Raw genomic sequence first — 24,044 nt, forward strand, 5'->3', positions numbered from 1 at the left:
CGGATGGCCGAGTTCCGGCTGACCCGGGAGGTCGCCTCGACCGCCGACGAGGTCTGGCGGCGGGTGACCGACTGGCGGTCCCACGCCGCCCAGGTGCCGTTGACGCGGCTCGCCTCGGTGACGAGCGGGGAGACGGCGGTCGGCACGGTGTTCGTCGTACGGTCCGGCGTGGGCCCGGTCGGCTTCGACGATCCGATGGAGGTCGTCCGGTGGGAGCCGCCGGCGCGGGACAGGCCCGGCCGCTGCCGGCTGGAGAAGCGCGGCCGGGTCATCACGGGCTGGGCGGAGATCGAGGTGTCCCCGCGGGGCACCGGCGCGGTGGTGGTGTGGGCGGAGGACCTACGGCTGCGACCGCTGCCGAGGGCGCTGGACCCGCTGGTCGCCCGGGTGGGCCGGGGTGTGTTCGGCCGCGCGCTGGACGGACTGCTGCGGGACGGCGCCGGTGCGGCAGGCACAGCGGGTACGGCTGAGGCACGCGGTACGGGCGATACGGGGGACACACCGAGTCGCTGACGACGCCGACGAGGGGGGCTTCCGGGCACCCGCGCGACAGCCGGGGCGGCCGGGACGGAAGGCCGTGGAACGGCCCTGAGGTGCGGACAATTGACGGTGCGTTCGTTAGGGTGACGGCCCAGCCCCGCCCCCTCTCGTACGGAGGTACGGTCCATGGCACGCCGACTCCGCCCCGTGGAACTCGACTTCATCGGCTGCGCGCCGGTCCGGCTGGTCTTCACGACCGGGATGGTGGCCTCGCCCGAGGCCGTGTACCGGGCCCTCGCCGAGGATGTGCCGGGCTGGCCCGACTGGTTCGACGCGGTCACGGCGGCCACCCCGACCCAGGGCGGCGCGGGCCGGGACGTCAGGCTCCGGGTCGGTGTGGTCTTCCACGAGACGATCCTGGCCACCGACCCCGGCGAACGCTACGCGTACCGGGTGGACGCCACCAACGCGCCCGGGATGCGCGCGCTGGCGGAGGAGTGGCGGATCACCCCGACGGCGGGCGGCAGCCGGGTGCGGTGGACGTTCGCGACGGACGGGCCCCCGCCCTACCGCGCGCTGATGCGACTCCTCAGGCCGGGGCTCGCGAGGTCGTTCCGGGTCTCGGTGCGCCAGTTGGACCGGCGACTGGCCGCGTCCACCGCCCGGTAGCGGCCACCCGCCCCAGAACCCCCCGCCCATCCCAGAGCCCCCGCCCGCCCGTGGCCCCCGGCCGTCACTCCGGCCAGAGGCCCGTCGCCAGGAAGCGCTCCAGCTCCGCCGCGTACGGCGCGATGTCCAGGCCCTGTTCGGCCAGCCAGTCGTCGGAGTAGTACTTGTCGAGGTACCGGTCACCCGGGTCGCAGATCAGGGTGACCACGCTCCCCCGTCGCCCGGCCGCCACCATCTCCGCGACGATCTTCAGCGCGCTCCACAGCCCGGTGCCGGTGGAGCCGCCCGCCTTCCGTCCGATGGCCGTGTCGAGCGCCCGGACGGCCGCGACGCTCGCCGCGTCGGGGACCTTCATCATCCGGTCGATGGCGCCCGGTACGAAGCTGGGCTCCATCCGCGGCCGTCCGATGCCCTCGATCCGGGAGCCGCGCTCACCGACGGCCGTGGGATCGCCCTGGGTCCAGCCGTCGAAGAAACAGGAGTTCTCCGGGTCGGGCACACAGATCCGGGTGTCGTACTGCATGTACCGCACATACCGTCCGACGGTCGCGGAGGTGCCTCCGGTGCCGGCCGTCGCGACGATCCAGGCGGGCTCGGGGTAGCGCTCCAGCCTGAGCTGCTGGTAGATCGATTCGGCGATGTTGTTGTTGCCCCGCCAGTCGGTGGCCCGCTCGGCGTAGGTGAACTGGTCCATGTAGTGACCGCCGGTGCGTTCCGCGAGCGCGGCCGACTCCTCGTACAGCTTCCGCGCGTCGTCGACGAAGTGGCTGCTGCCGCCGTGGAATTCGATCAGCCGGATCTTCTCGGGACTGGTGGTGCGGGGCATCACCGCGACGAACGGGACGCCGATCAGCTTGGCGAAGTACGCCTCGGAGACGGCGGTGGACCCACTGGACGCCTCGATGACGGGTTTGCCGGGGCGGATCCAGCCGTTGCAGAGCCCGTAGAGGAAGAGCGACCTGGCCAGCCGGTGCTTCAGGCTGCCGGTCGGATGGGTGGACTCGTCCTTCAGATAGAGGTCGATCCCCCACTGCTCCGGCAGTGGGAAGCGCAGCAAATGGGTGTCGGCCGAACGGTTGGCGTCCGCCTGGACCTTGCGGACGGCCTCTTTCAGCCAGGACCGATAGTCCTGATCGCTGTGGTCGACATCGACCGTCGCCATGGCCCCGCCCGTCACACGCTGCTCATCGGTACCCATGTCCGCCATCCCTCGCAGTGTTCGACTCACCACTTCCCATCCGCCACAGTAAGCACCCCACCTGCACAAACGTTCACTTTGGGGATCCATAGGAGTCACTTGGGCGGGTCGAAGTGTGGGGCATTGTCCACACGTACTGGTGCGCACGCCCGTAGTTGTGCAGACTGCCAGAAGCGACGTGACGAAAGGGGGCGGAGGGCCGATGACGATGGCTGAGCCCGAATTCCGGGCCACGGGCGTACGGATCGAGCGGTGGCCCCGCTCGCTCACCAAGGCCGGTCAAGTGCTGATCAAGGACGGCAAGCTGGAGTTGCTCACCAGCTACGGAAAAGTGATCGACAGCGCTCCGGTGCGCGCGGTCACGGCCGGCAAGGCGTGGTTCGCCGACCAGGCGAGCACGGCGCTCACGGTGAACGGCACGCGGTACCGGCTGACCCTCGGACAGCGCGACCAGCGTTCGGACGGCGAAATATTGGCGGGCCGCTTCCTGAAAGCCGTCCACGGAGCCGGCGTCACCGAAGACTGACGACCCCGTCCCTTCGCGGCGCCGTCCGATGCCTCGGGTACCGGGCGGCGTCAGAGCCCCGTCACGATCCACGACCCTCCGCGGCGCCGAGTTGCGGGACCGAGGGGAGTGGTCCACGCTGATCTCACCTCACTCAGGGTGCGTCGGCGGTGACGCTGCGATCCAGCTCCTTCCTCCGCCACGGGGAGCGCACGACTCAGCAGATGGCCAACTGCTGGATCCGACCTTCGTCTTCTTCCGGACCTACTTCGGGGAGTCGCAGCCGTGATCAGCCAGCCAAGCAGGCACTGCACCGTCGAGCTCCAGGCCCTGCCGTCGCGGATCGGTCAGGTCCGCAGAATCATCTCCGCGCATCTGCGCCACTGGAATCTCGATCCCCTGATCGACCCGGCGGCGCTCGGCGTCACGGAGTTGCTGACCAATGTTCATCGGCACGCCCAGCCGGACAAGATGTGCGTCGTGGACATCGAGCTGCTGCTCGACCGGCTCACGGTCTCGGTCCGCGACCACGATCCGCGGCTGCCCGCCCTGGACACCGGAGCCGGCGACGACGACCTCTACGCCACCTCCGGGCGCGGGCTCGGACTGATAGCGGCCGTGAGCGACACCTGGGGCGTACGGCCCCAGGGCGAGACGGGAAAGACCGTCTGGTTCACCCTCGCCACACCGCCCGCCCCGGCGCTGCCGCCGTGCCCCATGGCCCACGAATCCCCGGCCCCGGACACCGGTCCGGCGCTCACCGGAGCCCCCGACGGGGTGCGTGAGCCCAGCGCGGCCGGGTCGGCCCTCCCCGGCTGACCCCGGCCCCTCAGCGACCCGGCGCCCAGAGACCGGCCCCGTACCAGAGCGCCGGCCGGAGACCACCGCCCCGGTCCCGTACCGGCCCTTCGGTCAGCGGCCATCGCCCTGGCCGACGCGGCCGAAACGCTCCTCCAGGACGGAGAGCCGCCGCCAGTACTCCTCCTCATCGACCTCGCCCGCGGCGAACCGGCGGCCGAGCAGGGCGATGGGTGAGTTCTCGCCGGGCGCACCCGGGACGGCATGGTCCGGACGTATGCCGGCCCGTGGGACGTCGTGCCGCCCGCGGCGGCCCCGGGTGCGGCGCAACAGAGCGATGGCGCCGACGGTGACGGCCGCCCAGATCAGCGGGAAGAGCGGAATCCACGGACCGGGGCCGGATCCGTCCCCGTACGCCAGGGTGTTCATATCGGTTCGTCTCCTCGGTGGCGCCGGTGGCGCCTCAGCGCCTGTGCCTTCCGAGGATCCCGCCGCGCCGGGGCCGCGTCGTCGTACGTTCAGCGGCTTCGCGCCTACCCCGCGCGGAGTACCCGGGCGCTGCTACGACTGCTCCCCTTCGTCTTCGTCCAGCGGTTCGTCCGGCAGCAGTTCGCGCTCCAACCGTCGCCGTACCCGCTCCTCGTGGAACAGCCGGCCCACCAGCGCGCCGCCGTAGACGACCACGCCGACGCCGACGAGCCAGGACTGGAGGACCAGCACGGTCCCGAACGGTCCGTAGGTCACCGCGTTGGAGGCGATCAGCGGGGAGAAGACGAACTGCGAGAAGACCCGCAGACCGAGCAGGGCGAGCGCGGTCGCCACGGAGCCGGGCAGCAGGGCGCCCCAGCGGACCCGGCCACCGAGCAGCAGCCACTGGGAGAACCAGAAGAAGGCGCAGGTGCCGACCAGATCGGCCAGCGCGGCGCCGATGACACCGGGGACGGAGCCGGACGGCACCGGGGTGTTGACGAAGATCAGCAGCGCGAGCATGAGCAGGGCCAGCCAGATGACATGGCGCCACAGGGTGTGCCAGCGGGCCGTCGGCAGGTCCCAGACCTTCTCGTAGCCGGTCTGGACGGCGGATCCGAAGGTCAGTCCGAAGACGGCCAGCGCGGCGAGACCGAAGGCCGTGGTGCGCTGGAGCGCGGTTCCCGGCATCCCGAAGAGCTGCTCGACCTCCTCCTGGGAGGACTCGGAGACACCGAGCGCCTGGCCCAGCCAGCGGGCGAAGCCCTGGCCGCTGGCCGGATCGGCCGCCGCGACGACGACGAGCAGCGGGACGAGGGTGAGGAAGCCGAGCGCGGCGAACCCCATGGCGCGGTGCAGCAGCTCCATCTCCCGGCCGCGGTTCCAGCCGAGACCGATAGGTGAGGAGGCGATCCTGCGGTACAGGCGCGTCGGCCGGGGCGGGTGGGACTCCGCGCCCGGGGGCTCAGGGGTCATGGGTGATCGCCTACCCGTTCCCGGCCCGCGAGGCGTCCGGCATGCCCCCGGACGGGTGGCTCCCGGCCCCCGGACCGTCAGGCCAGCGCGGTGAGGGGATCGTCGAGCACCGGCTGCCAGGCCAGCTCAGCGGCCCCCACCAGGCTGTTGTGGTCCAGCGCGCAGGCCAGGATCGGCACCCCGCCGCTCCGCCCCCACAGGCTCCGATCGGCCACGACGGCGCGCAGCCGCTCGGGGTCGGCGGCGAGGAGTTCGCGGTGCAGCCCGCCGAGGATGATGCGGTCGGGGTTGAGGATGTTGACGAGGCCGGCGAGCCCGAGGCCGAGGCGGTCGATGAGTTCCTCGCCGGCCCGTCTGACCGCGGGGGCGGCGTACTCGGTGCGGAGTAGTTCCCGGGCCTGCTGGAGCAGGGAGACCTCGGGGCCGGGGTCGCGGTGGGCCGCGGTGAGGAAGGCGAGCGGATCGGTCTCGACGTCGAGGCAGCCACGGCTGCCGCAGTGGCAGGCGCGGCCTTCGGGGTTGACGGTGAGATGGCCGACTTCGAGCGCCAGTCCGGAACTGCCGCTGTGCAGCCGGCCGTCGATGACGAGCGCGCCGCCGACGCCTCGGTGACCGGTGGCGACGCAGAGGAGGTGCTGGGCGCCGCGGCCGGCGCCGTGCCGGTGTTCCGCGAGCGCGGTGAGATTGACGTCGTTCCCGGTGAAGGCGGGGCCGGTGATCCCGGCCGCCCGCACCCGCTCGGCGAAGATCTCCCGTACGGGGGACCCGGCCGGCCAGGCGAGGTGCAGCGGGTTGAGGGCGGTGCCCTCCGGTTCGGCGACCGCGGACGGTACGGCGAGACCCGCGCCCACGCACCGGCGTCCGCTCGCGCGGAGCAGCGCCGCCCCGACCTCGACCACGGCGCCGAGCACCTGGGCGGGGTCGGCGGAGACGGTGACACAGCCGGGCGCGGTGGCGACGGTCCGGCCGCCGAGCCCGACGAGCGCGGCCCGGAATCCGTCGGGGTGGATCTGGGCGGCGAGGACGACGGGGCCCCTGTCGTCCAGGGCGAGTCGGTGGGAGGGCCTGCCCTGGGAACCGGCTGCCGCGGTGGGCCGGGAGTCGACCCGGATGAGACCGAGCGCCTCCAGTTCGGCGGCGACGGCGCCCGCGGTGGCGCGGGTGACGCCGAGTTCGGAGGTGAGCACGGCGCGGGTGGGCGCACGGCCCGTATGCACCAGTTCCAGCGCGGGGCCGAGTGCGCTCCGGCCCCGTTCCAGCTTTGTTCTGGTGCTCGTCACCTTGCCGTTCATGGAGGCGAGTCTCCCATGATCCGGGAGTTCTTCCGCCGCCTTGTCCGGATCGTGCCCCTGCCCCTAGTCTGCCTTTGTGCCGAAACTGAACAAAATACGGACGGCCGTCCCGGGGGGCCCTCGCGGGAACACCGCCACCTCTCCCTTGTCGCGCCTCCGCACCGCCCTCACCGTGTTCTTCGCCCTCGACGGCTTCCTCTTCGCCGGCTGGGTGGTCCGTATCCCCGCGATCAAGGAACAGACCGGAGCGTCCGCGAGCGCCCTGGGGCTCGCGCTGCTCGGCATATCGGCGGGCGGTGTGGTGACGATGACGCTCACCGGCCGGCTCTGCCGCCGCTACGGCAGCGTCCCGGTCGCCATCGCCGCGGCCGTCCTGCTGTCGCTGAGCATCGCCCTGCCGCCGCTCACCGGATCGGCGCTCGCCCTCGGCCTGGTCCTGCTGGTCTTCGGGGCCGCCTACGGGGCGATGAGCGTCTCCCTGAACAGCGCGGCGGTCGATCTGATCGCCGCGCTGGGGCGGCCGGTGATGCCCACCCTGCACGGCGCCTTCAGCCTCGGCGGAATGGTCGGCGCGGGACTGGGCGCACTGCTCGCCGGCGGCCTCTCCCCCACCACCCACCTCCTGCTGCTCACCGGTGTCGGGCTGATCGTGACGGCCGCCGCGGGCCCCGCCCTGCTGCGCCACCGGCCCCCGACCGGCGCGGTGGCCGAAAAGAGCGGGACATCCCGCCGACTGACGGGCCGCACCCGCAATCTCGTGCTGCTCTGCGGGGTGATCGCGCTCTGCACCGCGTACGGGGAGGGCGCGATGGCCGACTGGGGCGCGCTCCACCTGGAGGAGGATCTCGGCGCCCGGCCCGGTGTCGCGGCCCTCGGCTACGCGCTCTTCGCCCTGGCGATGACCGCGGGCCGGCTCTCCGGCACCTTCCTCCTGGAGCGGCTCGGCCAGACGCGCACGCTCGCCATGGGCGGCATGACGGCGGCGTTCGGAATGCTGCTCGGCGCGCTCGCGCCGTCGATCGGACTGGTGCTGCTCGGCTTCGGTGTGGCGGGGCTGGGGCTCGCCAACATCTTCCCGGTGGCGGTGGCCAGGGCGGGTGCGCTCGCCGGGCCCACCGGGGTCGCGGCGACCTCGACCCTGGGGTACAGCGGGATGCTGCTGGGGCCTCCCGCGATCGGCTTCCTGGCCGACTGGTTCTCGCTGCCGGTGGCACTGACGACGGTGGCGGCGCTCGCCGCGGCGGCGGCGGTCATCGCGTACGCGGCACGGAACGCGACGGCTCCGGCCGAGGAGGCCCACCGGGCCTGACGGCCCGCCCCGGCCGGCGTGGGCCGATGGGTACAGGCCGATGGGCACGGCCGACCGCGGCTGCCGACCCGCGCCCCGGCCCCCGGCCGCCAGCCCCCAGCCCCCAGCCCCCGCCGACCGTTCGCCCCGCGCCCACTCCGTACGACCCGCGCCACCCCGTACACCCCCCGCCGACCGGCCCCCACCCCGTACGACCTGCGAAGGGCGTCCGGATCCGCGCTCGATTAACGTCCGGGCACCCGGCTTCGGCAAGATGGGGTCATGACCGAAATCCGCACCCCCCGACTCATCCTGCGCCGCTGGCACGACGACGATCTCCTCCCACTGGCGGAGATCACCGCGGACCCGGAGGTCATGCGCTGGATGGACGACGGTTCGGTCCTCGACCTGGAGCAGACGGCGGAGGCCGTCGAGCGCTGGGAGGAGGAGTGGGACGAGGAGGGCTTCGGCCTCTTCGCGATCGAACTGCTGGCCTCCGGCGAGCTGGCCGGTTTCGCGGGTCTGTCGGTGCCCGATTTCCTGCCCGCCGTGCTGCCCGCCGTGGAGATCCGCTGGCTGCTCGGCCGCCAGTTCTGGGGCCAGGGGTACGCGTCCGAGGCAGCCCACGCCACGCTGGAGTTCGCACTCCAGGACCGCGGTCTCGACCGGGTCGTGAGCATCAACCGGATGGCCAACGACGCCTCCGAGAACGTGGTGCGCAAGCTGGGCATGACATCGGAGTACGAGACGACCCACCCGGTGCACGGCTTCGCGCTCAGCGTGCACTCGATCGACCTCACCGAATACCACGGCTGAACCGGCTGGGGACCCCGGAGCCAACCCCCCGATCGAACCGGCCGGCGCCATTTGGACCGGAGCCGGAACCCGCGCCGTGCACATCGCCATGGACCGGAGCCGGAACCCGCGCCGTGCGCATCGGCGGCGAACAGCCATGGCCGCGTCCGGCCGCCGCGCGCCCGGTCAGCCCCCTCGGTCCGGTCGGACAGCTCAGCCAGGCAGTTCAATCGGGCAGTCCAGCCAGGCAGTTCAGTCGGACGGGGCGTCCGAGAGCATCCGGGAGAGCACCGCGCGCTGCAACGGCAGCACTTCCGCGTGGCGGGCACGGCCCTCGTCGGTGAGCCCGACCTTGACCCCGCGCCGGTCGTCGGGGCACATCACCCGGTCGACCAACCCGTCCTTCTCCAGTCGCGCGATCAGCCGGGACAGCGCGCTCTGACTGAGGTGGACCCGGCCCGCCAACTCCTGCACCCGCACGGACGACGTGTGCTCCGCGAGCAGGTCGAGCACCTCGAAGTCACTGGCGCCGAGGCCGTGCCGGTGCAGCTCACGGTCGAGTTCGCACATCGTGCGGGCGTGCAGCGAGAGAACGTCCCGCCACTCGTCCACGAGTACCCGCTCGGGCTTCTTCACCGCCATGACCGCACGGTAGCAGAGGCTTCGGCATTTGTTGCGCACGCATTACATGCACTTGCATTGAATGTACGTGCATGTAAGTGTGCTCCGCATGACCTCTCCGCCCAACGCCCCTGTGGCGCGCGAGCATTGGAGCCCCCGACTGTGGGGCACGCTGCTCGTGCTCTGCGCCGCGATGTTCCTCGACGCTCTCGACGTCTCGATGGTCGGCGTCGCGCTGCCCTCGATCGCCACCGATCTCGATCTGTCCACCTCGACCCTGCAATGGATCGTCAGCGGCTACATCCTCGGCTACGGCGGTCTGCTGCTGCTCGGTGGCCGGGCCGCCGATCTGCTCGGCCGGCGCCGGGTCTTCCTGATCGCGCTCGCCGTCTTCGCCGTCGCCTCCCTGCTGGGCGGGCTCGTCGACTCCGGTCCGCTGCTGATCGCCAGCCGCTTCATCAAGGGGTTGAGCGCCGCGTTCACCGCCCCCGCCGGGCTCTCGATCATCACCACGACCTTCAAGGAGGGCCCCCAGCGCAATCGCGCGCTCTCCATCTACACCGCCTGCGCCGCCACCGGCTTCTCCATGGGCCTGGTCCTCTCCGGTCTGCTCACCGAGGTCAGTTGGCGACTGACGATGCTGCTGCCCGCCCCCATCGCGGTGCTCGCGCTGATCGCCGGTATCAAGATGATCCCGCGCAGCGCCCGGGAGGACGCCGGAAAGGGCTACGACCTCCCCGGCGCCGTCACCGGCACCGCCTCGATGCTGCTGCTCGTCTTCACCGTCGTCCAGGCGGAACAGGTGGGCTGGGCCTCGGCCCGTACGCTCCTCTCCTTCCTCGCCGCCGCCGTCCTGCTCACCGTCTTCGTCACCGTTGAGCTCCGCAGTCCACACCCGTTGATCCGGCTGGGCATCCTGCGCTCCGGCAGCCAGGTCCGGGCCAATCTCGGCGCGGCCATGCTCTTCGGCTCGTACATCGGGTTCCAGTTCCTCGTCACCCAGTACATGCAGTCGCTGCTCGGCTGGTCGGCCCTGACGACCGCACTGGCCTTCCTGCCGGCCGGCGCGCTGGTGGCGCTCTCCTCGACGCGGATCGGTTCGGTCGTGGACCGCTTCGGCACGCCCCGGCTGATCGCCATCGGCTTCGCCCTCCAGGTGGCCGGATACGCACTCTTCCTGGGCATCGACCTCTCGCCGACCTACGCCGTCGCGATCCTGCCGTCGATGGTCCTGGTCGGTGGCGCGTTCGCGCTCGCCTTCCCCTCGCTCAACATCCAGGCCACCAACGGCGTCGACGACCATGAGCAGGGCATGGTCTCCGGCCTGCTCAACACCTCGGTCCAGGTCGGTGGCGCGGTCTTCCTCGCCATCGTGACCGCGGTCGTCGCCGCGGGTGGCGGGCACGGGGGCGGCACACCGCAGGAGGTGCTGGACAGTTACCGGCCGGGGCTGGTGGCGGTGACCGTGATCGGGGCGGCCGGCCTTCTCGTCGCTCTGACCGGGCTGCGTACCCGGCGCGACCGGGGCAGCGTCGTGGTGGCCGCCGCACTGCCAGGAGTCGCGCCCACGCCTACGCCCACACCCAGCACAGTGCCGGGATCAGGCCCGGGATCCGATACGGCGGAGCCCGCCACCGAGGTCGAGCGGATACCGGTCCGCGACTGATCAGCGGGGTGCCGGTCCACCCGCGACGAGTGGGGGTGCCGGTTGGCGGGGAGCGCTTGCCCTGCCGACCGGCACCCTGTGACACTTCGAACATGACCCGACGTAACCAGCGAGACCGGGACGCGATCACCGTCGAGATCGGCTACGCGCTGCTCAGCGCGGCCTTCGTCGCGGCGCTGGCGTTCGGGACGATCGCCGGGCCGAAGCTGATGTTCACCATGCCGTACGCCGTCGAGCGGGGGCTGCTCCTCGCCGGTGGCGCGGCGGCCGTCATCATCTTCGTGATCCGGGTCGTCACCGTGCTGTGGCGGTTCCCGTCCCCGGCCGATCAGCCCAGCCAGCCGGGCCGCACCAGCCCCGACTCATAGGCCAGCACCACGAGCTGCGCCCGGTCCCGCGCGCCGAGCTTCACCATCGTGCGGCTCACATGGGTCTTGGCGGTCAGCGGGCTGACCACCAGCCGGCGGGCGATCTCGCCGTTCGACAGCCCGATCCCGACCAGGGCCATCACCTCGCGCTCCCGCTCGGTCAGTTCCGCGAGCCGCCCGGCGTCCATGGGCGTCTTGGAACGCGCCGCGAACTCGCCGATCAGCCTGCGGGTCACCCCCGGCGACAGCAGGGCGTCCCCGGCGACCACCGCCCGTACCGCACGGAGCAGTTCGTCGGGCTCGGTGTCCTTCACCAGGAAGCCGGAGGCCCCGGAGCGGATCGCCTCGAAGACGTACTCATCGAGTTCGAAGGTGGTCAGCATGACCACCCGCACCTCGCGCAGCCGCTCATCTCCGGTGATGCCCCGGGTGGCGGCGAGACCGTCGAGCACCGGCATCCGGATGTCCATCAGCACGACGTCAGGACGCAGTTCGCGCACCAGCCGCACCGCCTCGGCGCCATCGGCGGCCTCCCCGGCCACCTCGATGTCCCGCTGGGCGTCGAGCAGGGCCCGGAATCCCGCCCTCACCAGCAGTTGGTCGTCGGCGAGCAGAACGCGGATCACACGGTCTCCTTGACTGGCGCGGGAAGGTCGGCCCGGACCCGGAAACCGCCGTCGTCCCGGTGGCTCGCATCGATGGTGCCACCCAGCGCGGCGGCCCGCTCCCGCATTCCGGCGAGACCGTTGCCGCTGCCGCCCGCGTCGGAGCCGGTGGCCGGGCCGTCGTCGTCGACGCGGAGGACGACGCGGCCCGCCTCGTACCCGATCCGTACCCGCGCCACCCGCGAGCCGGAGTGCCGTACGACGTTGGTGAGGCCCTCCTGCACGATGCGGAAGGCCGCGAGATCGGTGCCCGGCGGCAGCGGGCGGCGCACACCCACCGTCTCGACGGTGACGTTCAGACCGGCGCCGGCCGCCTGCTCGACCAGTTCCGGCAGCCGGTCGAGGCCGGGGGCGGGCGAGCGCGGCGCGTCTCCCGGCGTCCGCAGGCTGTCCAGCACCTGGCGCACCTCGCCCAACGCCTCCTTGCTCGCCGCCTTGATGGTGGTGAGCGCGGTACGGGCCTGCTCGGGGTCGCTGTCGAGCAGCGCGAGTCCGACACCCGCCTGGACGTTGATGACGGAGATCGAGTGCGCCAGTACGTCATGGAGTTCGCGGGCGATCCGCAACCGCTCCTGGTCCGCGCGGCGCTTCGCCGCCGCCGCCCGTTCCAGCCGTTCCCGGGCCCATGCCTCCCGCCGGACCCGTACCAGCTCCGACGCCGTGAGGACCGCCGCCACCCAGGCGGCGAAGACCACCTCCCGCCCCCAGGGGACGCCCGGGTCCCCCGTCGGCGGCAGATACTGGTAGAGCCAGTGCCCGATCAGCGCATGGCCGGCGAGGAATCCGCCGCCGATCCATAGGGCGGCGCGCAACCCCCCAGCGACGACGACGGTGAACGCGGCGACGGCGGTGGGGGTGCAGACCGGGCCGTACGGATAACCCGCGCCGAGGTAGACCAGGGCCGTCGCGACGGTTCCGACGAGAGAGGCGACCGGCCACCGGTTACGGGCCAACAGCAGCGCCGTGCCCAGCAACAGCAGTGCCAGCGCGTAGGCGTCGAGCCGTTCCCGGTCGGGCTGGCCCTTCGCCGCGAACCCCGACCCCGCCAGGACCAGCACGGCGACCAGCAGGGTGGAGAGCCAGGGCACCCGCCGTGGCCGGGGGGACGGTGCGCCGCCGCTCCCGGCCCAGGGGGGCGGGCCGCAGTCTCGGGAGTACGGGGCGTTCATACCGGCCACGCTAGACGGGAGCCGGGCTGCGGGCGTCAGCCGGACGATGGCTTCCGCCGTACTCCCCACGCAGTACGCCGCGGGCCACGCAGTACGCCACGGGCCAGGCAATACATCGCGGGCCAGGCAGTGCGCCACGGGCCACGCAGTACGCCGCGGGCCAGGCAGTACATCGCGGGCCGAGGGGCCGATCGCTCAGTGGCCGAGGCCGACCCCGTGCGCGAGCCGGGTGACGGACTGCCGGAAGAAGGCGTCCCGTTCCTCGACCACGCGGTGGAACTGGCCGAAGACCTCGAACGAGATCAGCCCGAAGAGCTGGGACCAGGCGGCCACCAGTGCCACGACGGAGGCGGGGGGCATCCCGGGGGCGAACTCCGCGGTGAGCCGCAGCGCCTCGGGGCGCAGCTCATCGGCGAGCGGCGGGGGTGTGAGTCGGCCGGCGTCCCGGGCGTCTCGGGCGATGGAGATCAGTGCGGTGCCGACGCGGGCCGCGGGGCCGACGGTGTCCCTCGGGGCGGTGTAGCCGGGGACCGGGGACCCGTAGATCAGGGCGTACTCATGAGGGTGGGCGAGCGCCCATTCCCGGATGGCCTCACAGAGCGCGACCCAGCGGGCGACGTGGTCGCGCGGGTCGGGGGCGGGGGCGAGCGCGCCCTCGGCGGCGGAGCCGACGGTGTCGTAGGCGTCGACGATCAACGCGGTCAGCAGGTCGTCGCGGCTGGGGAAGTAGCGGTAGAGGGCGGAGGAGACCATGCCCAGCTCGCGGGCGACGGCACGGAGGGAGAGCTTCGCGGCACCCTCGGCGGCGAGCTGTCGCCGGGCCTCGTCCTTGATGGCTGCGGTGACTTCGATACGGGCCCGCGCCCTGGCCCCACGGATGTTGCTCATGCCGGGGAGTCTTTCACGGGGTGGATCAGGGGTGCGGTGCGCTCGCTTCGCGGCCACGGCCGGTACCGGGGGCCCCGGAGCAGCGCGCCACGAGGGGTGCCGGGTCCGGAAGGACGAGGTCGGCGACGGTGCCGGGGGCCTGCGGCGGCGCGGTCAACGACGGAGTCAGGGGCTCGGGGCGGCGAGGCCGACACCGGTGCCAAGATCTCGGCTTGGACGGGCTGGCGTGAGCAGCAATCCGAAACAAGAGCACTGCTCTTGCTTTTGTGTTCCGCCCGACGCACACTGGAGGCGAACGAGAGCAGTGCTCTCGGAGCGAGCAGTATCCCGTCGGGGACACGATCGAGGGAGCCCAGCATGTCCACCACGTCCAGCACGTCCGCCGTGTCCACCACCCACTACATCCGGCCCAGCCGCTTCGACAGCATCCTGAACAGCGTCGTCGGTCGGCTCGCCCGGCACGGCGTGAGCCTCCTGGGCACCGCCGAACTCTCCGTGCGCGGCCGTACCAGCGGTGAGTGGCGCAGCATCCCCGTCAATCCGCTCCCCTACGAGGGCGGCCCCTATCTGGTCTCCGCCCGCGGCCACTCCCAGTGGGTGCGCAATCTGCGCGCGGCCGGTGGCGGACAGCTCAAGCTCGGCCGGAAGGTCCAGCGGTTCACCGCCGTCGAACTGACCGACGACGAGAAGCCGGCCCTGCTGCGCGAGTACCTGGAGCGCTGGGGCTGGGAGGTCGGGCGCTTCTTCGAGGGGGTGAACGCCCGGTCCACGGACGCCGAGCTGCTCGCCGCCGCACCCCGGCACCCGGTCTTCCGGATCACCGTCAGCGACTGAACCGACCGCCCCGGGCACCGGATCGCGCTCCGCTCGGGCCGGCTTCCGGGGGAACGGGGCCCGACCGGGATCTCCCCGCCGTACGAGGGCGTGACCCGTACGCAGGACGAGAGGTGCCGAGCCCCCGACGCCCCGCCCGTCCGAGGCCATGCCCGGTGCCCCCGCCACCACAGTGGAGACGACAGGGCCACCGGTCACGAGCCCGGGAGGACCGGCGCGGGGATGCCGGCAGCGCCCCCGCCCGGTCCGCGATGTGCCCCGGCGCTACTTCGCGGACGCCTCCTGCGGCCGGCTCCGCTCCTGGCTCCGCGCCCGGCGGTCCAGCGTCTCCAGCGTCCGGCGCGCCACCGCGCTCGTACGGACGAGGCCCGCCAGCGTCGTCGACCCCCGGGTGATGTCCGCGAACACCCGCCAGGCCGGCCGCAGACCGGTGATCGCCGCGTGGATCAGCCCCGGGCGGCGCTCGAAGATGCCGAGGAGACGCCGGCCGACCCCCATCTCCACGCCCAGCCCCGCCTTGATGGCGAAGGCGTAGTTCAGCGCCTGGCGGCGGGCGTCCACCGCGTCGTGCGCCTCGGAGATCCGGACGGCCCACTCCCCCGCGAGCCGGCCCGAGCGGAGCGCGAAGGAGATGCCCTCGCGGGTCCAGGGCTCCAGAAGTCCGGCCGCGTCGCCGCAGACCAGGACCCGGCCGCGGGACAGCGGGGAGTCGTCGCTGCGGCAGCGGGTCAGATGCCCGGAGGAGATGGCGGGTTCGAAGCCGGCCAGTCCGAGCCGGGCGATGAAGTCCTCCAGATAGCGCTTGGTGGCCGTGCCCTCGCCGCGCCGGGAGATGACCCCGACCGTCAAGGTCTTGCCCTTGGGGAACACCCAGCCGTAACTCCCCGGCAGCGGACCCCAGTCGATGAGCACCCGGCCCGCCCAGTCCTCCGCCACCGAATCCGGCACCGGGATCTCGGCCTCCAGACCGAGGTCCACCTGGTCGAGCTTCACCCCGACATGGGCTCCTATCCGGCTGGCACTGCCGTCGGCGCCGATGACCGCCCGCGCGAGCACGGTCTCGCCGTCCGACGTCACCACGGCGACGGTGCGCCGGTCCGGGACGGCGGCCCCGTGCTGCTCGACCCGGGAGACGGTGACTCCGGTGCGCAGGGTGGCGCCCGCCTTCTGCGCGTACTCGACGAGTCCGGCATCGAACTCGGGGCGGTTGATCAGCCCGAAGAGCGTCTTCTTGGAGCGGCGCGTACGGGTCAGCCTGCCGTTCAACGAGAACGTCACGGCGTGCACCCGATCACGCAGCGGCAGCTCGAAGCCGGGCGGCAGGCTGTCCCGCGACGGGCCGATGATCCCTCCGCCACAGGTCTTGTAGCGCGGCAGTTCGGCCTTCTCCAGCAGCAGCACCTGACGGCCCGCCACCGCCGCCGCATACGCCGCCGAGGCCCCTGCCGGCCCCGCTCCGACCACGACGACGTCCCATACGGGGTCGTCGTGCTCCCATGCTTCCGACTCTGCCCCGGTGCCGCCGTTCTCGCTGCTCACGATGTGCTTCTGCTCCCGATCCGACGCGTGCCCCATGCTCTCGACGGCATCCTACGGCGCGGTCGTCTCGCATCGCTGTGGGAGGATCGACCACGCATTCGCCGTACACACTTCGCACAACGTCGCACCCACGAGGAGCGTGCCCATGTCCGCCGATCCGATCGCCGAAACCATCGCCTCGCTGCTGCCGCGCGCCAAGGCGGAGCTGGCCGAGCTGGTGAGTTTCGCCTCGGTGGCGGATCCGGCCCAGTACCCGAAGAGCGAGTGCGAGGCCGCCGCGCGCTGGTGCGCCGACACCTTGCGGGCCGAAGGGTTCACGGATGTCGCCGTTCTCGACACGCCGGACGGTACACAGTCCGTGTACGGCCATTTGCCGGGACCGGCCGGTGCGCCGACCGTGCTGCTGTACGCGCACTACGACGTGCAGCCCCCGCTCGGCCTGGACGCCTGGGACTCGCCGCCCTTCGAGCTGACCGACCGCGACGGCCGTTGGTACGGCCGGGGGGCGGCCGACTGCAAGGGCGGCTTCATCATGCATCTGCTGGCCCTGCGCGCCCTCAAGGCGAACGGCGGGGTGCCGGTGGGCGTGAAGGTGATCGTGGAGGGCTCCGAGGAGCAGGGCACCGGCGGTCTGGAGCGGTACGCCGAGGCCAACCCCGCACTGCTCGCCGCGGACGCCATGGTCATCGGCGACTCCGGGAACTTCCGCGAGGGGCTGCCGACGGTGACGGCGACGCTGCGCGGGATGACGCTCGTACGGGTACGGATCGACACCCTCGAAGGCAATCTGCACTCGGGGCAGTTCGGCGGGGCCGCCCCGGACGCGCTGGCCGCGCTGATCCGGGTGCTGGACTCGCTGCGCTCGGACGACGGCGCCACGACGGTGGACGGTCTGGACGCGGACCAGAGCTGGCAGGGCCTGCAGTACCCGGAGGCCGACTTCCGGCAGGACGCCAAGGTGCTCGACGGGGTGGAGCTGATCGGCACGGGTTCGGTCTCCGACCGGATCTGGGCGCGGCCCGCGGTGACCGTGCTGGGCATCGACGCCCCGCCCGTGGTCGGCGCGACCCCGTCGGTGCAGGCGGGCGCGGGGGCGCTGATCAGCCTGCGGGTGCCGCCGGGCGAGGACGCGGCGGCGGCGACCCGGCTGCTGATCGCACATCTGGAGGCGCACACTCCGTGGGGCGCCCGGGTGTCGGTGGAGCAGGCGGGCCAGGGCCAGCCGTTCCGGGCGGATGTGACCAGCCCGGCGTACGCGGCCATGGCGGACGCGATGCGGGTGGCCTATCCGGGTGAGGAGATGCAGACGTCCGGTATGGGCGGCTCGATCCCGCTCTGCAACACGCTGGCGACGCTGTACCCGGAGGCGGAGATCCTCCTGATCGGTCTGAGCGAGCCGAAGGCGCAGATCCACGCGGTGAACGAGTCCGTCTCGCCGGAGGAGCTGGAGCGGCTCTCCGTCACCGAGGCGCTGTTCCTGCGCAACTACGCCGCGGGCTGAGCACACCGGTGTCGCCCCCGCTCCAGGGGCGACACCTCCGGCGCCCCGGCCGGTCGCGGGCCCCGGCCGATCGTCGCCCGGCCGGCCCGTGCGGCCCGGGACCCCGTCAGCTCACGGACGATCGCCGTGCGGGAGCGGGACTCCCGCCTCTAGGTAGATCGCGCTGCCCCGCTCCCGGGCACGCAGGGCCCAGCGCAGCCGTTCGTACCGCAGCGGTGGCAGCAGTCGCCGGGCCTCCTCCTCGTCGACAAACCGCCAGCAGCGCAGTTCAGCGCCGGGCAGCAGCACCCGGGCTGCGGCGTCACCGTCCAGCCGGCCGCCGTCGAAGAGCAGCCGCAGTCCGCCGTACCCCGGTGGCTTCGGCGGCTCCCAGTCGACGACGAGGAGCGGGGGCACGCGGTCGAGTTCGATGCCCAGTTCCTCGGCGACCTCCCGCATGCCGGCGCGCGCGGGCGCCTCGCCGCGCTCCACGACCCCTCCGGGGAATTCCCAACCCGGTTTATAGGTGGGGTCGACCAGCAGGACCCGGTCGTCCTCGTCGAAGAGGAGCACACCGGCCGCGACGGTCTCCGCGGTCGGCTCCGGGGTCTGCACGATCTCGGAGACCGCGGCCTCTCCCGTGCGTACCGCTTCGGCGATCCGCTGGGCCGTCTCCCCGGCGTCCAGTTGGCTGGTGTCGATGACCAGCGCGTCGTCGGTGATCCACTCCAGTGCGGCGAGATAGGGCTCTATATGGTGGTAACACCACTGGGCGCGCGGGGCATCGGCACCGCCACCGGGGTCACCGGCCTCGGCCTCCAGCTCGGCACGCCTCGTGATCCGGGCGCGCAGGATCGTTTCATCCGGTCGCAGCAGCACCTGCCGTACCGGGATCCTGCGGGCGGCGAGACCCCCGAAGATCTCGTCCCGGTACTCCTGGTTCAGCAGTGTCATCGGCACCACCAACACCCCGCCCAGCTCCGCCAGCATGGCCGCCGCCGTGTCCACCACCAGCCGCCGCCAGATCGGCAACTCCTGGAAGTCGCTCACCTCGGCGAGCCGTTTGGGCGGCAGCAGGAGAGGCAGCCCGTCTCCGATGAGTTCGGGGTCGTACAGTGTGCTGTTCGGGATCAGATCGATCAGTTCTTGCGCGGTGGTGGTCTTGCCCGCTCCGAACGCACCGTTGATCCAGACGATCACGGTTCCCCCTCTTCCCTCGGTCGTGTCTCCGAAGTCCCGTCTGCCTGCCGGGCGGACGACGCTCCTTCACAGACACTGCCTAGCCCACAGTGGATTGCCCGGAACACCCTGCCATGGAAACCCGCGGGGGGAATCGGAGGAGGTACCGGGGCGTGTCCGGACCACGGGCGCGATCGCGGCACCGTACCGGCCCGTCGAGCGTCTCACCGTACGGAAGCGTCCCCCGGCCGGTACGAGGTCGGTACGGGGTCGGTACGGAGAGGACGCGGCGCCCCCCGGCGGTAGGACGTCGTCGGGGCCGCACGAGACCGGAGGGGGTACGGGATGCGCCGTACGGTACTGGAGCGGTTCCCGGCCGGGGGGCCGCGCGGAAGCTGGCCCGCCGAGGAGTTCGCGCGGGCGCGCCGGGACGAGGGACTGGCGGCGGAGGTGGTGATGGATCTGGAGTCGGACGCGTTCCTCGTGGTCGTACGACAGCACAACAGCCCGGACACCGCCGTCTGAGCCGGAGGTGCACGGAGCCGGCTGTCGGCGCGCCGGCCGCCGGGGGGCACGCTCGGGACCGGCCGCCCCGCGCCGGCCGCCGGGGGCGGGCTCAGGACCCGCCGCCGACCACGGACGCCGTCTCGCCCCGCCGCCCGCGCGAGGCCGCCGCAGCCGCGCCGATCAGTCCGGCGTCCGGCCCCATCAGGGCGGGGGCCACGGCGAGGCGGCGCACGAAGGAGAGGGTCGCGTACTCCCGCAGGGCGCGCCTCAGCGGTACGAAGAGGACGTCTCCGGCGCCCGCCACTCCCCCACCGACGACGGCTATCTCGATCTCGACCAGGCTGGCGGTCGCGGCGATCCCGGCCGCCAGCGCCTGGGCGGCGCGTTCGAAGGAGGCGATGGCAACCGGATGCCCGGCACGGGCCGATTGGGCCACCGCGGCGGCGGATTCGTCACCGTCCGGGCCGGGTCGCCAGCCGTGCGCCAGCGCGCGGCGTGCAATGTTCGGGCCGCTGGCGATCCGCTCCACGCAGCCGCGCCCGCCGCAGGGACAGCGGTCGCCGTCCAGGTCGACGCTGATGTGCCCGATATGACCGGCGTTGCCGGTGGGTCCGGCGTGCAGTTCACCACCGAGGACGAGGCCGCCGCCGACCCCGGTCGAGACGACCATGCACAGGGCGTTGTCATAGCCCCGGGCCGCGCCCCGCCAGTGCTCGGCCGCCGTCATCGCCACACCGTCGCCGACCAGTTCGACGGGCAGACCGCCGGTCACCCGGCGCACCCTCGACACCAGGGGGAAATCACGCCACCCGGGCACATTGACCGGGCTCACCGTGCCCGTCGACGCGTCGACGGGCCCCGCGCTGCCGATGCCGACGGCCGCCACCCGGGCCCAGCCGGGTGCGGCGGCCAGCTCGGCGATGACGGTCTCGACCACGCCCATGAGCGTCTCGGCGCCCTCCCGCGCGGGGGTGGCGCGCCGGGTCCGCAGCAGGACGCGGCCGGTGTCGTCCACCAGCGCACCAGCGATCTTGGTACCGCCGACGTCCAGCGCGGCAACGAGGTCGTTCTGCATGGGCGTAAGACCCCCGGGAGCTGGTCGGACCTGCGGATTCGGGAACAGTCTCCACCCCCCTGACAACGTTGTCCAGGCCCTATGCTCGACGCTACGCCTTTGCTTACACCGTACGACGACAGGACTACCCACTGTGGCCGATAACGATCGATTCCCGCAGTCCGCCGAACGCCCCCGAGGCCCGGAGCCCCGCTACGGCAACCGGCCCACCATGAAGGACGTCGCGGCCCGCGCCGGAGTCGGTCTCAAGACGGTTTCGCGCGTGGTCAACAGCGAGTCGGGCGTCACCCCGGACACCGAGCGCCGGGTGCGGGAGGCCATCGAATCCCTCGGTTTCCGCCGCAATGACAGCGCGCGGGTGCTCCGCAAGGGGCGCACCGCCTCCGTCGGGCTGGTGCTCGAAGACCTCGCCGACCCGTTCTACGGCCCGCTGAGCCGCGCGGTGGAGGAGGTCGCCCGCGCGCACGGCGCGCTGCTCATCAACGGTTCGAGCGCCGAGGACCCGGACCGCGAGCAGGAGTTGGCGCTGGCGCTCTGCGCCCGGCGGGTGGACGGACTGATCGTGATTCCGGCCGGCCATGACCACCGCTATCTGGAACCGGAGATCAAGGCGGGCATAGCGACGGTGTTCGTGGACCGACCGGCCGGCCGGATCGACGCGGACGCCGTGCTCTCCGACAGCTTCGGCGGCGCCCGCGCGGGAGTGGCCCATCTGATCGCGCACGGCCACCGCCGGATCGGCTTCATCGGCGACCTGCCCCGGATCCACACCGCCGTCGAGCGGCTGCGCGGCTACCGCGCGGCCATGGCCGACGCCGGACTGGAGGTCGCCGACCCCTGGGTCTCCCTGGGCCCCACCGGGCCGGACCGGGTGCGCCCGGCCGTCGCCGGGATGCTGTCGGGCCCGGAGCCGGTCACGGCCCTCCTCACGGGCAACAACCGGGTGACGGTCACGGCGGTACGGGTGCTGGCCGAGCACCACCACCCGGTCGCCCTGGTCGGCTTCGACGACATCGAACTCGCCGACCTGCTGGGCATCACGGTGATCGCCCAGGACGCGGCGACGCTGGGCCGGACCGCGGCCGAGCGACTCTTCCGCCGCCTCGACGGCGCGGACGACGCGCCCGCGCGGGTGACCCTGGAGACGGTCCTGATCCCCCGCGGCTCGGGCGAGATCCGGCCACCGGCGTAGCGCCGCGGGCACAGCGGCAGTTGATCCCGTGGCCGGTCGGGGCGCGGGCGTGCCGGCTGACGTGAGCGTGCCCCCCGGGGCGGGGGATCGGGCCAGCTCCTGTCCGGGTGGTCTGCGCGGATCAGCCCGCGGCGTCGGATGCGCGGGGTCCGCCCGGGCCCGCACGGGCGGAGGCATGGGTCTCGCACGGCGAAAGCCAGGGGAGGTCGTCTCCGTACGGAACATCCCCCGATGGTTCCGATGACTCCGGCAACACAGCGTGGGAGTCTCCCCCGGTCCGCAAGGCCGAGCGTGGAACGCCCGCCCCACGGGCCTGGGGGACGTGCCGTAGCCATCGCCCGCGGGCCCGACGAGTCGTCCGGGCAGGGCCTAGCGGACCGGCGCCCGGAGCCGTCTCGGCGTGGCGAAACCGTCGAGGTCCGTCCGGGTGAGGCCGGTGTGCCGGGAGACCTCGGCCGTGTCCAGGGCCCCGCAGTCGATGCCCCGCAGCAGAAAGGCGCTGAGCGCCTTGGCCGTGGCGGGCTCGTCCATCACCTCGCCGCCCACCCGCGCGACGTACGCGGCGAGGCGGGCCGCCGCCGTCTCGAAGCCCTCCCGGTAGAAGGCGAACACGGCGGCGTACCGGGTCGGAAGATGTCCCGGGTGCATGTCCCAGCCCTGGTAGAAGGCGCGGGCGAGCCCCCGGCGGGTGAGAGCGTAGTGCAGCCGCCAGGCGTCGTGGACCTGAGCCGTGGGACCGACGGGCAGGACATTGGTGGAGCCGTCGGACACCCGTACGCCGGTGCCGGCCGCCGCGACCTGCATGACGGCCTTGGCGTGGTCGGCGGCGGGGTGGTCACTGGCCTGGTAGGCCGCGCTGACGCCGAGGCAGGCGCTGTAGTCGAAGGTGCCGTAGTGCAGTCCGGTGGCCCGCCCCTCGGCCGCGCCGATCATCCGGGCGACGGCGGCGGTGCCGTCGGCGGCGATGACGGCCTGGCTGGTCTCGATCTGGATCTCGAATCCGATGCGGCCGACAGTGGGGCCGTGGATCTCCTCGAAGGCTTCCAGCAGCCGGACGAAGGCGGTGACCTGCTCGGGGTAGGTCACCTTGGGGAGGGTGAGTACGAGCCCGTCGGGCAGTCCCCCGGCCGTCATGAGTCCGGTGAGGAAGATGTCGAGGGTGCGGATGGCCCGGTCCCGCACGGCGGCCTCCAGACACTTCGTCCGGATGCCCATGTACGGGGCCGCCGTGCCGTTCGCGTACGCCGCCGAGATCAGCCGGGCGGCACGGGCCGCGTCGGCGTCCTCGTCCGCGTCGGCACGTCCGCCGTAACCGTCCTCGAAGTCGACGCGGAGGTCGTCCACGGGCTCGCGCTCCAGCTTCGCCCGTACGCGGGTGTGGACCGGCTCGGCGAGGCCGTCGGGGAGCCCGAGTACGGCGGCGAACGAGGCGGCGTCCGGGGCGTGTTCGTCGAGCGCGGCGAGCGCCTGGTCTCCCCAGGAGCGGATGGTGTCGGCGGCGAAGACATCACCCGGCACGTAGACGGTGTGCACGGGCTGGCGGGTGCCGGGATCGCCGGGGTAGCGGCGGGCCAGATCGGCGTCGACCGGGGCGAGATCGGCGTCGATCCGCTCGCCGACCGCCCCGCCGAGGCTCGTGGCCACCCTCTCCCGCCGAACCGTCACCGCGCCCCCTCCCGCAGTCCGCGAACGCGCGAACGCACCGCGGAACCGCCGCGAACGCTTTCCGCACACCGGAATGAACAATCCGTGCGGTGAAGCTAACGAGGGCCGTCGTCCGCGTCAATGGGACGGTCGATGGGGACGGTCAGTGGGGACGGACGGGTCACTGGGGGCGGGGGCCGCGCGGCGCGTGACCGTGCGGCCCCTTGCCGGGGTGGTGGGTGTCAGTTCTTGCGGGTGGTGATCTCTTCGGTGAGTTGGGGGACGACGGTGAAGAGGTCGCCGACGACGCCGTAGTCGGCGAGGTCGAAGATGGGGGCCTCGGCGTCCTTGTTGATGGCGACGATGGTCTTGGAGGTCTGCATACCCGCGCGGTGCTGGATGGCGCCGGAGATCCCGGAGGCGATGTACAACTGCGGCGAGACCGACTTACCCGTCTGGCCGACCTGGTGGGAGTGCGGGTACCAGCCGGCGTCGACCGCGGCCCGGGAGGCACCCACGGCCGCGCCGAGGGAGTCGGCGAGGTCCTCGATGAGACGGAAGTTGTCCGCGCCGTTGACCCCCCGACCTCCGGAGACCACGATCGCGGCCTCGGTCAGCTCCGGACGCCCACTGGCCGCCCGCGGGGTCCGGGCCACCACCCGGGTCCCCCGCGCGGTGTCACCGAAGACGACGGGCAGGACCTCCACCACACCGGCGGCGGGCGCGGCCTCCACCGGCGCGGCGTTCGG

Annotated in this window: 25 protein-coding genes; 12 read left to right on the top strand and 13 right to left on the bottom strand. The window is 72.7% G+C overall.

Features of this window, described 5'->3' with window-relative positions; all coding sequences use genetic code 11:
• The first annotated feature begins 3 nt into the window (after positions 1–3).
• Both ACH4S7_RS25080 and ACH4S7_RS25085 read left to right on the top strand, forming a co-directional pair.
• The gene (locus ACH4S7_RS25080) at positions 4–513 is read left to right on the top strand and encodes an SRPBCC family protein (protein WP_398523512.1); all 510 of its coding nucleotides are present in this window, start codon (positions 4–6) and stop codon (positions 511–513) included.
• 153 nt (positions 514–666) lie between these two features.
• A complete protein-coding gene (locus ACH4S7_RS25085) occupies positions 667–1,149 on the top strand; it encodes an SRPBCC family protein (protein ID WP_398523513.1) in 483 nt (160 codons plus the stop codon).
• A gap of 64 nt (positions 1,150–1,213) precedes the next feature.
• On the opposite strand, the gene ACH4S7_RS25090 is transcribed toward ACH4S7_RS25085, so the two are convergent.
• A complete protein-coding gene (locus ACH4S7_RS25090) occupies positions 1,214–2,347 on the bottom strand; it encodes a PLP-dependent cysteine synthase family protein (RefSeq protein ID WP_398523555.1) in 1,134 nt (377 codons plus the stop codon).
• A 202-nt stretch (positions 2,348–2,549) separates the two neighbouring features.
• Here ACH4S7_RS25090 and ACH4S7_RS25095 point away from each other — a divergent pair, with 202 nt between their 5' ends.
• The gene (locus tag ACH4S7_RS25095; RefSeq protein WP_398523514.1) at positions 2,550–2,873 is read left to right on the top strand and encodes a hypothetical protein; all 324 of its coding nucleotides are present in this window, start codon (positions 2,550–2,552) and stop codon (positions 2,871–2,873) included.
• Between the two features lie 264 nt (positions 2,874–3,137).
• The gene (locus ACH4S7_RS25100; protein ID WP_398523515.1) at positions 3,138–3,671 is read left to right on the top strand and encodes an ATP-binding protein; all 534 of its coding nucleotides are present in this window, start codon (positions 3,138–3,140) and stop codon (positions 3,669–3,671) included.
• 93 nt (positions 3,672–3,764) lie between these two features.
• Here ACH4S7_RS25100 and ACH4S7_RS25105 read toward each other — a convergent pair whose 3' ends face one another.
• From ACH4S7_RS25105 to ACH4S7_RS25115, 3 genes are all read right to left on the bottom strand, one after another.
• Entirely contained in the window at positions 3,765–4,079 is a 315-nt protein-coding gene (locus ACH4S7_RS25105) for an SHOCT domain-containing protein (protein WP_398523516.1), read from the bottom strand.
• 132 nt (positions 4,080–4,211) lie between these two features.
• Positions 4,212–5,093 carry a YhjD/YihY/BrkB family envelope integrity protein gene (locus ACH4S7_RS25110; protein ID WP_398523517.1) on the bottom strand — a complete coding sequence of 294 codons (882 nt, stop codon included), beginning with the start codon at positions 5,091–5,093 and terminating at the stop codon, positions 4,212–4,214.
• 77 nt (positions 5,094–5,170) lie between these two features.
• Positions 5,171–6,385 carry an ROK family protein gene (locus tag ACH4S7_RS25115; RefSeq protein ID WP_398523518.1) on the bottom strand — a complete coding sequence of 405 codons (1,215 nt, stop codon included), beginning with the start codon at positions 6,383–6,385 and terminating at the stop codon, positions 5,171–5,173.
• Between the two features lie 76 nt (positions 6,386–6,461).
• Here ACH4S7_RS25115 and ACH4S7_RS25120 point away from each other — a divergent pair, with 76 nt between their 5' ends.
• Positions 6,462–7,694: an MFS transporter gene (locus ACH4S7_RS25120; protein ID WP_398523519.1), complete on the top strand. Its 1,233-nt coding sequence runs from the start codon at positions 6,462–6,464 to the stop codon at positions 7,692–7,694.
• 261 nt (positions 7,695–7,955) lie between these two features.
• Positions 7,956–8,489, top strand: a complete 534-nt coding sequence (locus tag ACH4S7_RS25125) for a GNAT family N-acetyltransferase (protein ID WP_398523520.1) — start codon at positions 7,956–7,958, stop codon at positions 8,487–8,489.
• 231 nt (positions 8,490–8,720) lie between these two features.
• On the opposite strand, the gene ACH4S7_RS25130 is transcribed toward ACH4S7_RS25125, so the two are convergent.
• Positions 8,721–9,110 carry a MarR family winged helix-turn-helix transcriptional regulator gene (locus ACH4S7_RS25130; protein ID WP_398523521.1) on the bottom strand — a complete coding sequence of 130 codons (390 nt, stop codon included), beginning with the start codon at positions 9,108–9,110 and terminating at the stop codon, positions 8,721–8,723.
• An 88-nt stretch (positions 9,111–9,198) separates the two neighbouring features.
• Here ACH4S7_RS25130 and ACH4S7_RS25135 point away from each other — a divergent pair, with 88 nt between their 5' ends.
• Together ACH4S7_RS25135 and ACH4S7_RS25140 are read left to right on the top strand one after the other, a co-directional pair.
• Entirely contained in the window at positions 9,199–10,755 is a 1,557-nt protein-coding gene (locus ACH4S7_RS25135) for an MFS transporter (RefSeq protein WP_398523522.1), read from the top strand.
• 92 nt (positions 10,756–10,847) lie between these two features.
• Positions 10,848–11,123 carry a DUF6332 family protein gene (locus tag ACH4S7_RS25140; RefSeq protein WP_398523523.1) on the top strand — a complete coding sequence of 92 codons (276 nt, stop codon included), beginning with the start codon at positions 10,848–10,850 and terminating at the stop codon, positions 11,121–11,123.
• Here ACH4S7_RS25140 and ACH4S7_RS25145 read toward each other — a convergent pair.
• The 3 genes from ACH4S7_RS25145 to ACH4S7_RS25155 form a co-directional block, all read right to left on the bottom strand.
• On the bottom strand, positions 11,084–11,749 hold the full coding sequence (locus tag ACH4S7_RS25145) for a response regulator (RefSeq protein WP_398523524.1): 666 nt from the start codon (positions 11,747–11,749) through the stop codon (positions 11,084–11,086). The two genes, ACH4S7_RS25140 and ACH4S7_RS25145, sit on opposite strands and share 40 nt — an antisense overlap.
• Complete coding sequence (locus ACH4S7_RS25150) at positions 11,746–12,957, bottom strand: sensor histidine kinase (protein WP_398523525.1); 1,212 nt, start codon at positions 12,955–12,957, stop codon at positions 11,746–11,748. The genes ACH4S7_RS25145 and ACH4S7_RS25150 overlap by 4 nt, the downstream gene beginning before the upstream one ends.
• Positions 12,958–13,152: 195 nt before the next feature.
• Entirely contained in the window at positions 13,153–13,845 is a 693-nt protein-coding gene (locus ACH4S7_RS25155; protein WP_398523526.1) for a TetR/AcrR family transcriptional regulator, read from the bottom strand.
• 357 nt (positions 13,846–14,202) lie between these two features.
• On the opposite strand from ACH4S7_RS25155, the gene ACH4S7_RS25160 reads away from it, so the two are divergent.
• On the top strand, positions 14,203–14,679 hold the full coding sequence (locus ACH4S7_RS25160; RefSeq protein WP_398523527.1) for a nitroreductase family deazaflavin-dependent oxidoreductase: 477 nt from the start codon (positions 14,203–14,205) through the stop codon (positions 14,677–14,679).
• 264 nt (positions 14,680–14,943) lie between these two features.
• On the opposite strand, the gene ACH4S7_RS25165 is transcribed toward ACH4S7_RS25160, so the two are convergent.
• A complete protein-coding gene (locus ACH4S7_RS25165) occupies positions 14,944–16,254 on the bottom strand; it encodes a geranylgeranyl reductase family protein (protein WP_398523528.1) in 1,311 nt (436 codons plus the stop codon).
• Between the two features lie 109 nt (positions 16,255–16,363).
• Between ACH4S7_RS25165 and ACH4S7_RS25170 the strand changes: the two genes are divergently transcribed.
• The gene (locus ACH4S7_RS25170) at positions 16,364–17,719 is read left to right on the top strand and encodes a dipeptidase (protein ID WP_398523529.1); all 1,356 of its coding nucleotides are present in this window, start codon (positions 16,364–16,366) and stop codon (positions 17,717–17,719) included.
• A gap of 111 nt (positions 17,720–17,830) precedes the next feature.
• Here the strand turns inward: ACH4S7_RS25170 and ACH4S7_RS25175 are convergent, their stop codons facing one another.
• On the bottom strand, positions 17,831–18,898 hold the full coding sequence (locus tag ACH4S7_RS25175) for an NUDIX domain-containing protein (RefSeq protein ID WP_398523530.1): 1,068 nt from the start codon (positions 18,896–18,898) through the stop codon (positions 17,831–17,833).
• A 324-nt stretch (positions 18,899–19,222) separates the two neighbouring features.
• On the opposite strand from ACH4S7_RS25175, the gene ACH4S7_RS25180 reads away from it, so the two are divergent.
• Positions 19,223–19,402, top strand: coding sequence for a hypothetical protein (locus ACH4S7_RS25180; protein WP_398523531.1), 180 nt, complete (start codon positions 19,223–19,225; stop codon positions 19,400–19,402).
• Positions 19,403–19,493: 91 nt separating this feature from the next.
• Here ACH4S7_RS25180 and ACH4S7_RS25185 read toward each other — a convergent pair whose 3' ends face one another.
• Positions 19,494–20,459 (bottom strand): ROK family protein, encoded by a 966-nt coding sequence (locus tag ACH4S7_RS25185; protein WP_398523532.1) that lies wholly within the window; start codon positions 20,457–20,459, stop codon positions 19,494–19,496.
• Between the two features lie 211 nt (positions 20,460–20,670).
• Here ACH4S7_RS25185 and ACH4S7_RS25190 point away from each other — a divergent pair, with 211 nt between their 5' ends.
• Positions 20,671–21,651, top strand: a complete 981-nt coding sequence (locus ACH4S7_RS25190) for a LacI family DNA-binding transcriptional regulator (RefSeq protein ID WP_398523556.1) — start codon at positions 20,671–20,673, stop codon at positions 21,649–21,651.
• A gap of 369 nt (positions 21,652–22,020) precedes the next feature.
• On the opposite strand, the gene ACH4S7_RS25195 is transcribed toward ACH4S7_RS25190, so the two are convergent.
• Together ACH4S7_RS25195 and ACH4S7_RS25200 are read right to left on the bottom strand one after the other, a co-directional pair.
• The gene (locus ACH4S7_RS25195; RefSeq protein WP_398523533.1) at positions 22,021–23,316 is read right to left on the bottom strand and encodes a DUF6986 family protein; all 1,296 of its coding nucleotides are present in this window, start codon (positions 23,314–23,316) and stop codon (positions 22,021–22,023) included.
• A 221-nt stretch (positions 23,317–23,537) separates the two neighbouring features.
• Positions 23,538–24,044, bottom strand: a 507-nt coding sequence (locus tag ACH4S7_RS25200; RefSeq protein WP_398523534.1) for an electron transfer flavoprotein subunit alpha/FixB family protein, incomplete at its 5' end; no start/stop codon positions are given.

The sequence above is a fragment of the Streptomyces sp. NPDC020965 genome (genome assembly GCF_044333555.1).
Taxonomy (GTDB): Bacteria; Actinomycetota; Actinomycetes; order Streptomycetales; family Streptomycetaceae; genus Streptomyces.

Bases quoted from the DNA above. Each gene is read 5' to 3' on its own strand.
- ACH4S7_RS25190 (WP_398523556.1), top strand. From the start codon at position 20,671: ATGAAGGACGTCGCGGCCCGCGCCGGAGTCGGTCTCAAGACGGTTTCG.
- ACH4S7_RS25165 (WP_398523528.1), bottom strand. From the start codon at position 16,254: ATGGGGCACGCGTCGGATCGGGAGCAGAAGCACATCGTGAGCAGCGAG.
- ACH4S7_RS25170 (WP_398523529.1), top strand. From the start codon at position 16,364: ATGTCCGCCGATCCGATCGCCGAAACCATCGCCTCGCTGCTGCCGCGC.
- ACH4S7_RS25185 (WP_398523532.1), bottom strand. From the start codon at position 20,459: ATGCAGAACGACCTCGTTGCCGCGCTGGACGTCGGCGGTACCAAGATC.
- ACH4S7_RS25115 (WP_398523518.1), bottom strand. From the start codon at position 6,385: ATGAACGGCAAGGTGACGAGCACCAGAACAAAGCTGGAACGGGGCCGG.
- ACH4S7_RS25105 (WP_398523516.1), bottom strand. From the start codon at position 4,079: ATGAACACCCTGGCGTACGGGGACGGATCCGGCCCCGGTCCGTGGATT.
- ACH4S7_RS25150 (WP_398523525.1), bottom strand. From the start codon at position 12,957: ATGAACGCCCCGTACTCCCGAGACTGCGGCCCGCCCCCCTGGGCCGGG.
- ACH4S7_RS25110 (WP_398523517.1), bottom strand. From the start codon at position 5,093: ATGACCCCTGAGCCCCCGGGCGCGGAGTCCCACCCGCCCCGGCCGACG.
- ACH4S7_RS25155 (WP_398523526.1), bottom strand. From the start codon at position 13,845: ATGAGCAACATCCGTGGGGCCAGGGCGCGGGCCCGTATCGAAGTCACC.
- ACH4S7_RS25140 (WP_398523523.1), top strand. From the start codon at position 10,848: ATGACCCGACGTAACCAGCGAGACCGGGACGCGATCACCGTCGAGATC.
- ACH4S7_RS25180 (WP_398523531.1), top strand. From the start codon at position 19,223: ATGCGCCGTACGGTACTGGAGCGGTTCCCGGCCGGGGGGCCGCGCGGA.
- ACH4S7_RS25125 (WP_398523520.1), top strand. From the start codon at position 7,956: ATGACCGAAATCCGCACCCCCCGACTCATCCTGCGCCGCTGGCACGAC.
- ACH4S7_RS25130 (WP_398523521.1), bottom strand. From the start codon at position 9,110: ATGGCGGTGAAGAAGCCCGAGCGGGTACTCGTGGACGAGTGGCGGGAC.
- ACH4S7_RS25085 (WP_398523513.1), top strand. From the start codon at position 667: ATGGCACGCCGACTCCGCCCCGTGGAACTCGACTTCATCGGCTGCGCG.
- ACH4S7_RS25160 (WP_398523527.1), top strand. From the start codon at position 14,203: ATGTCCACCACGTCCAGCACGTCCGCCGTGTCCACCACCCACTACATC.
- ACH4S7_RS25095 (WP_398523514.1), top strand. From the start codon at position 2,550: ATGACGATGGCTGAGCCCGAATTCCGGGCCACGGGCGTACGGATCGAG.
- ACH4S7_RS25135 (WP_398523522.1), top strand. From the start codon at position 9,199: ATGACCTCTCCGCCCAACGCCCCTGTGGCGCGCGAGCATTGGAGCCCC.
- ACH4S7_RS25090 (WP_398523555.1), bottom strand. From the start codon at position 2,347: ATGGGTACCGATGAGCAGCGTGTGACGGGCGGGGCCATGGCGACGGTC.
- ACH4S7_RS25080 (WP_398523512.1), top strand. From the start codon at position 4: ATGGCCGAGTTCCGGCTGACCCGGGAGGTCGCCTCGACCGCCGACGAG.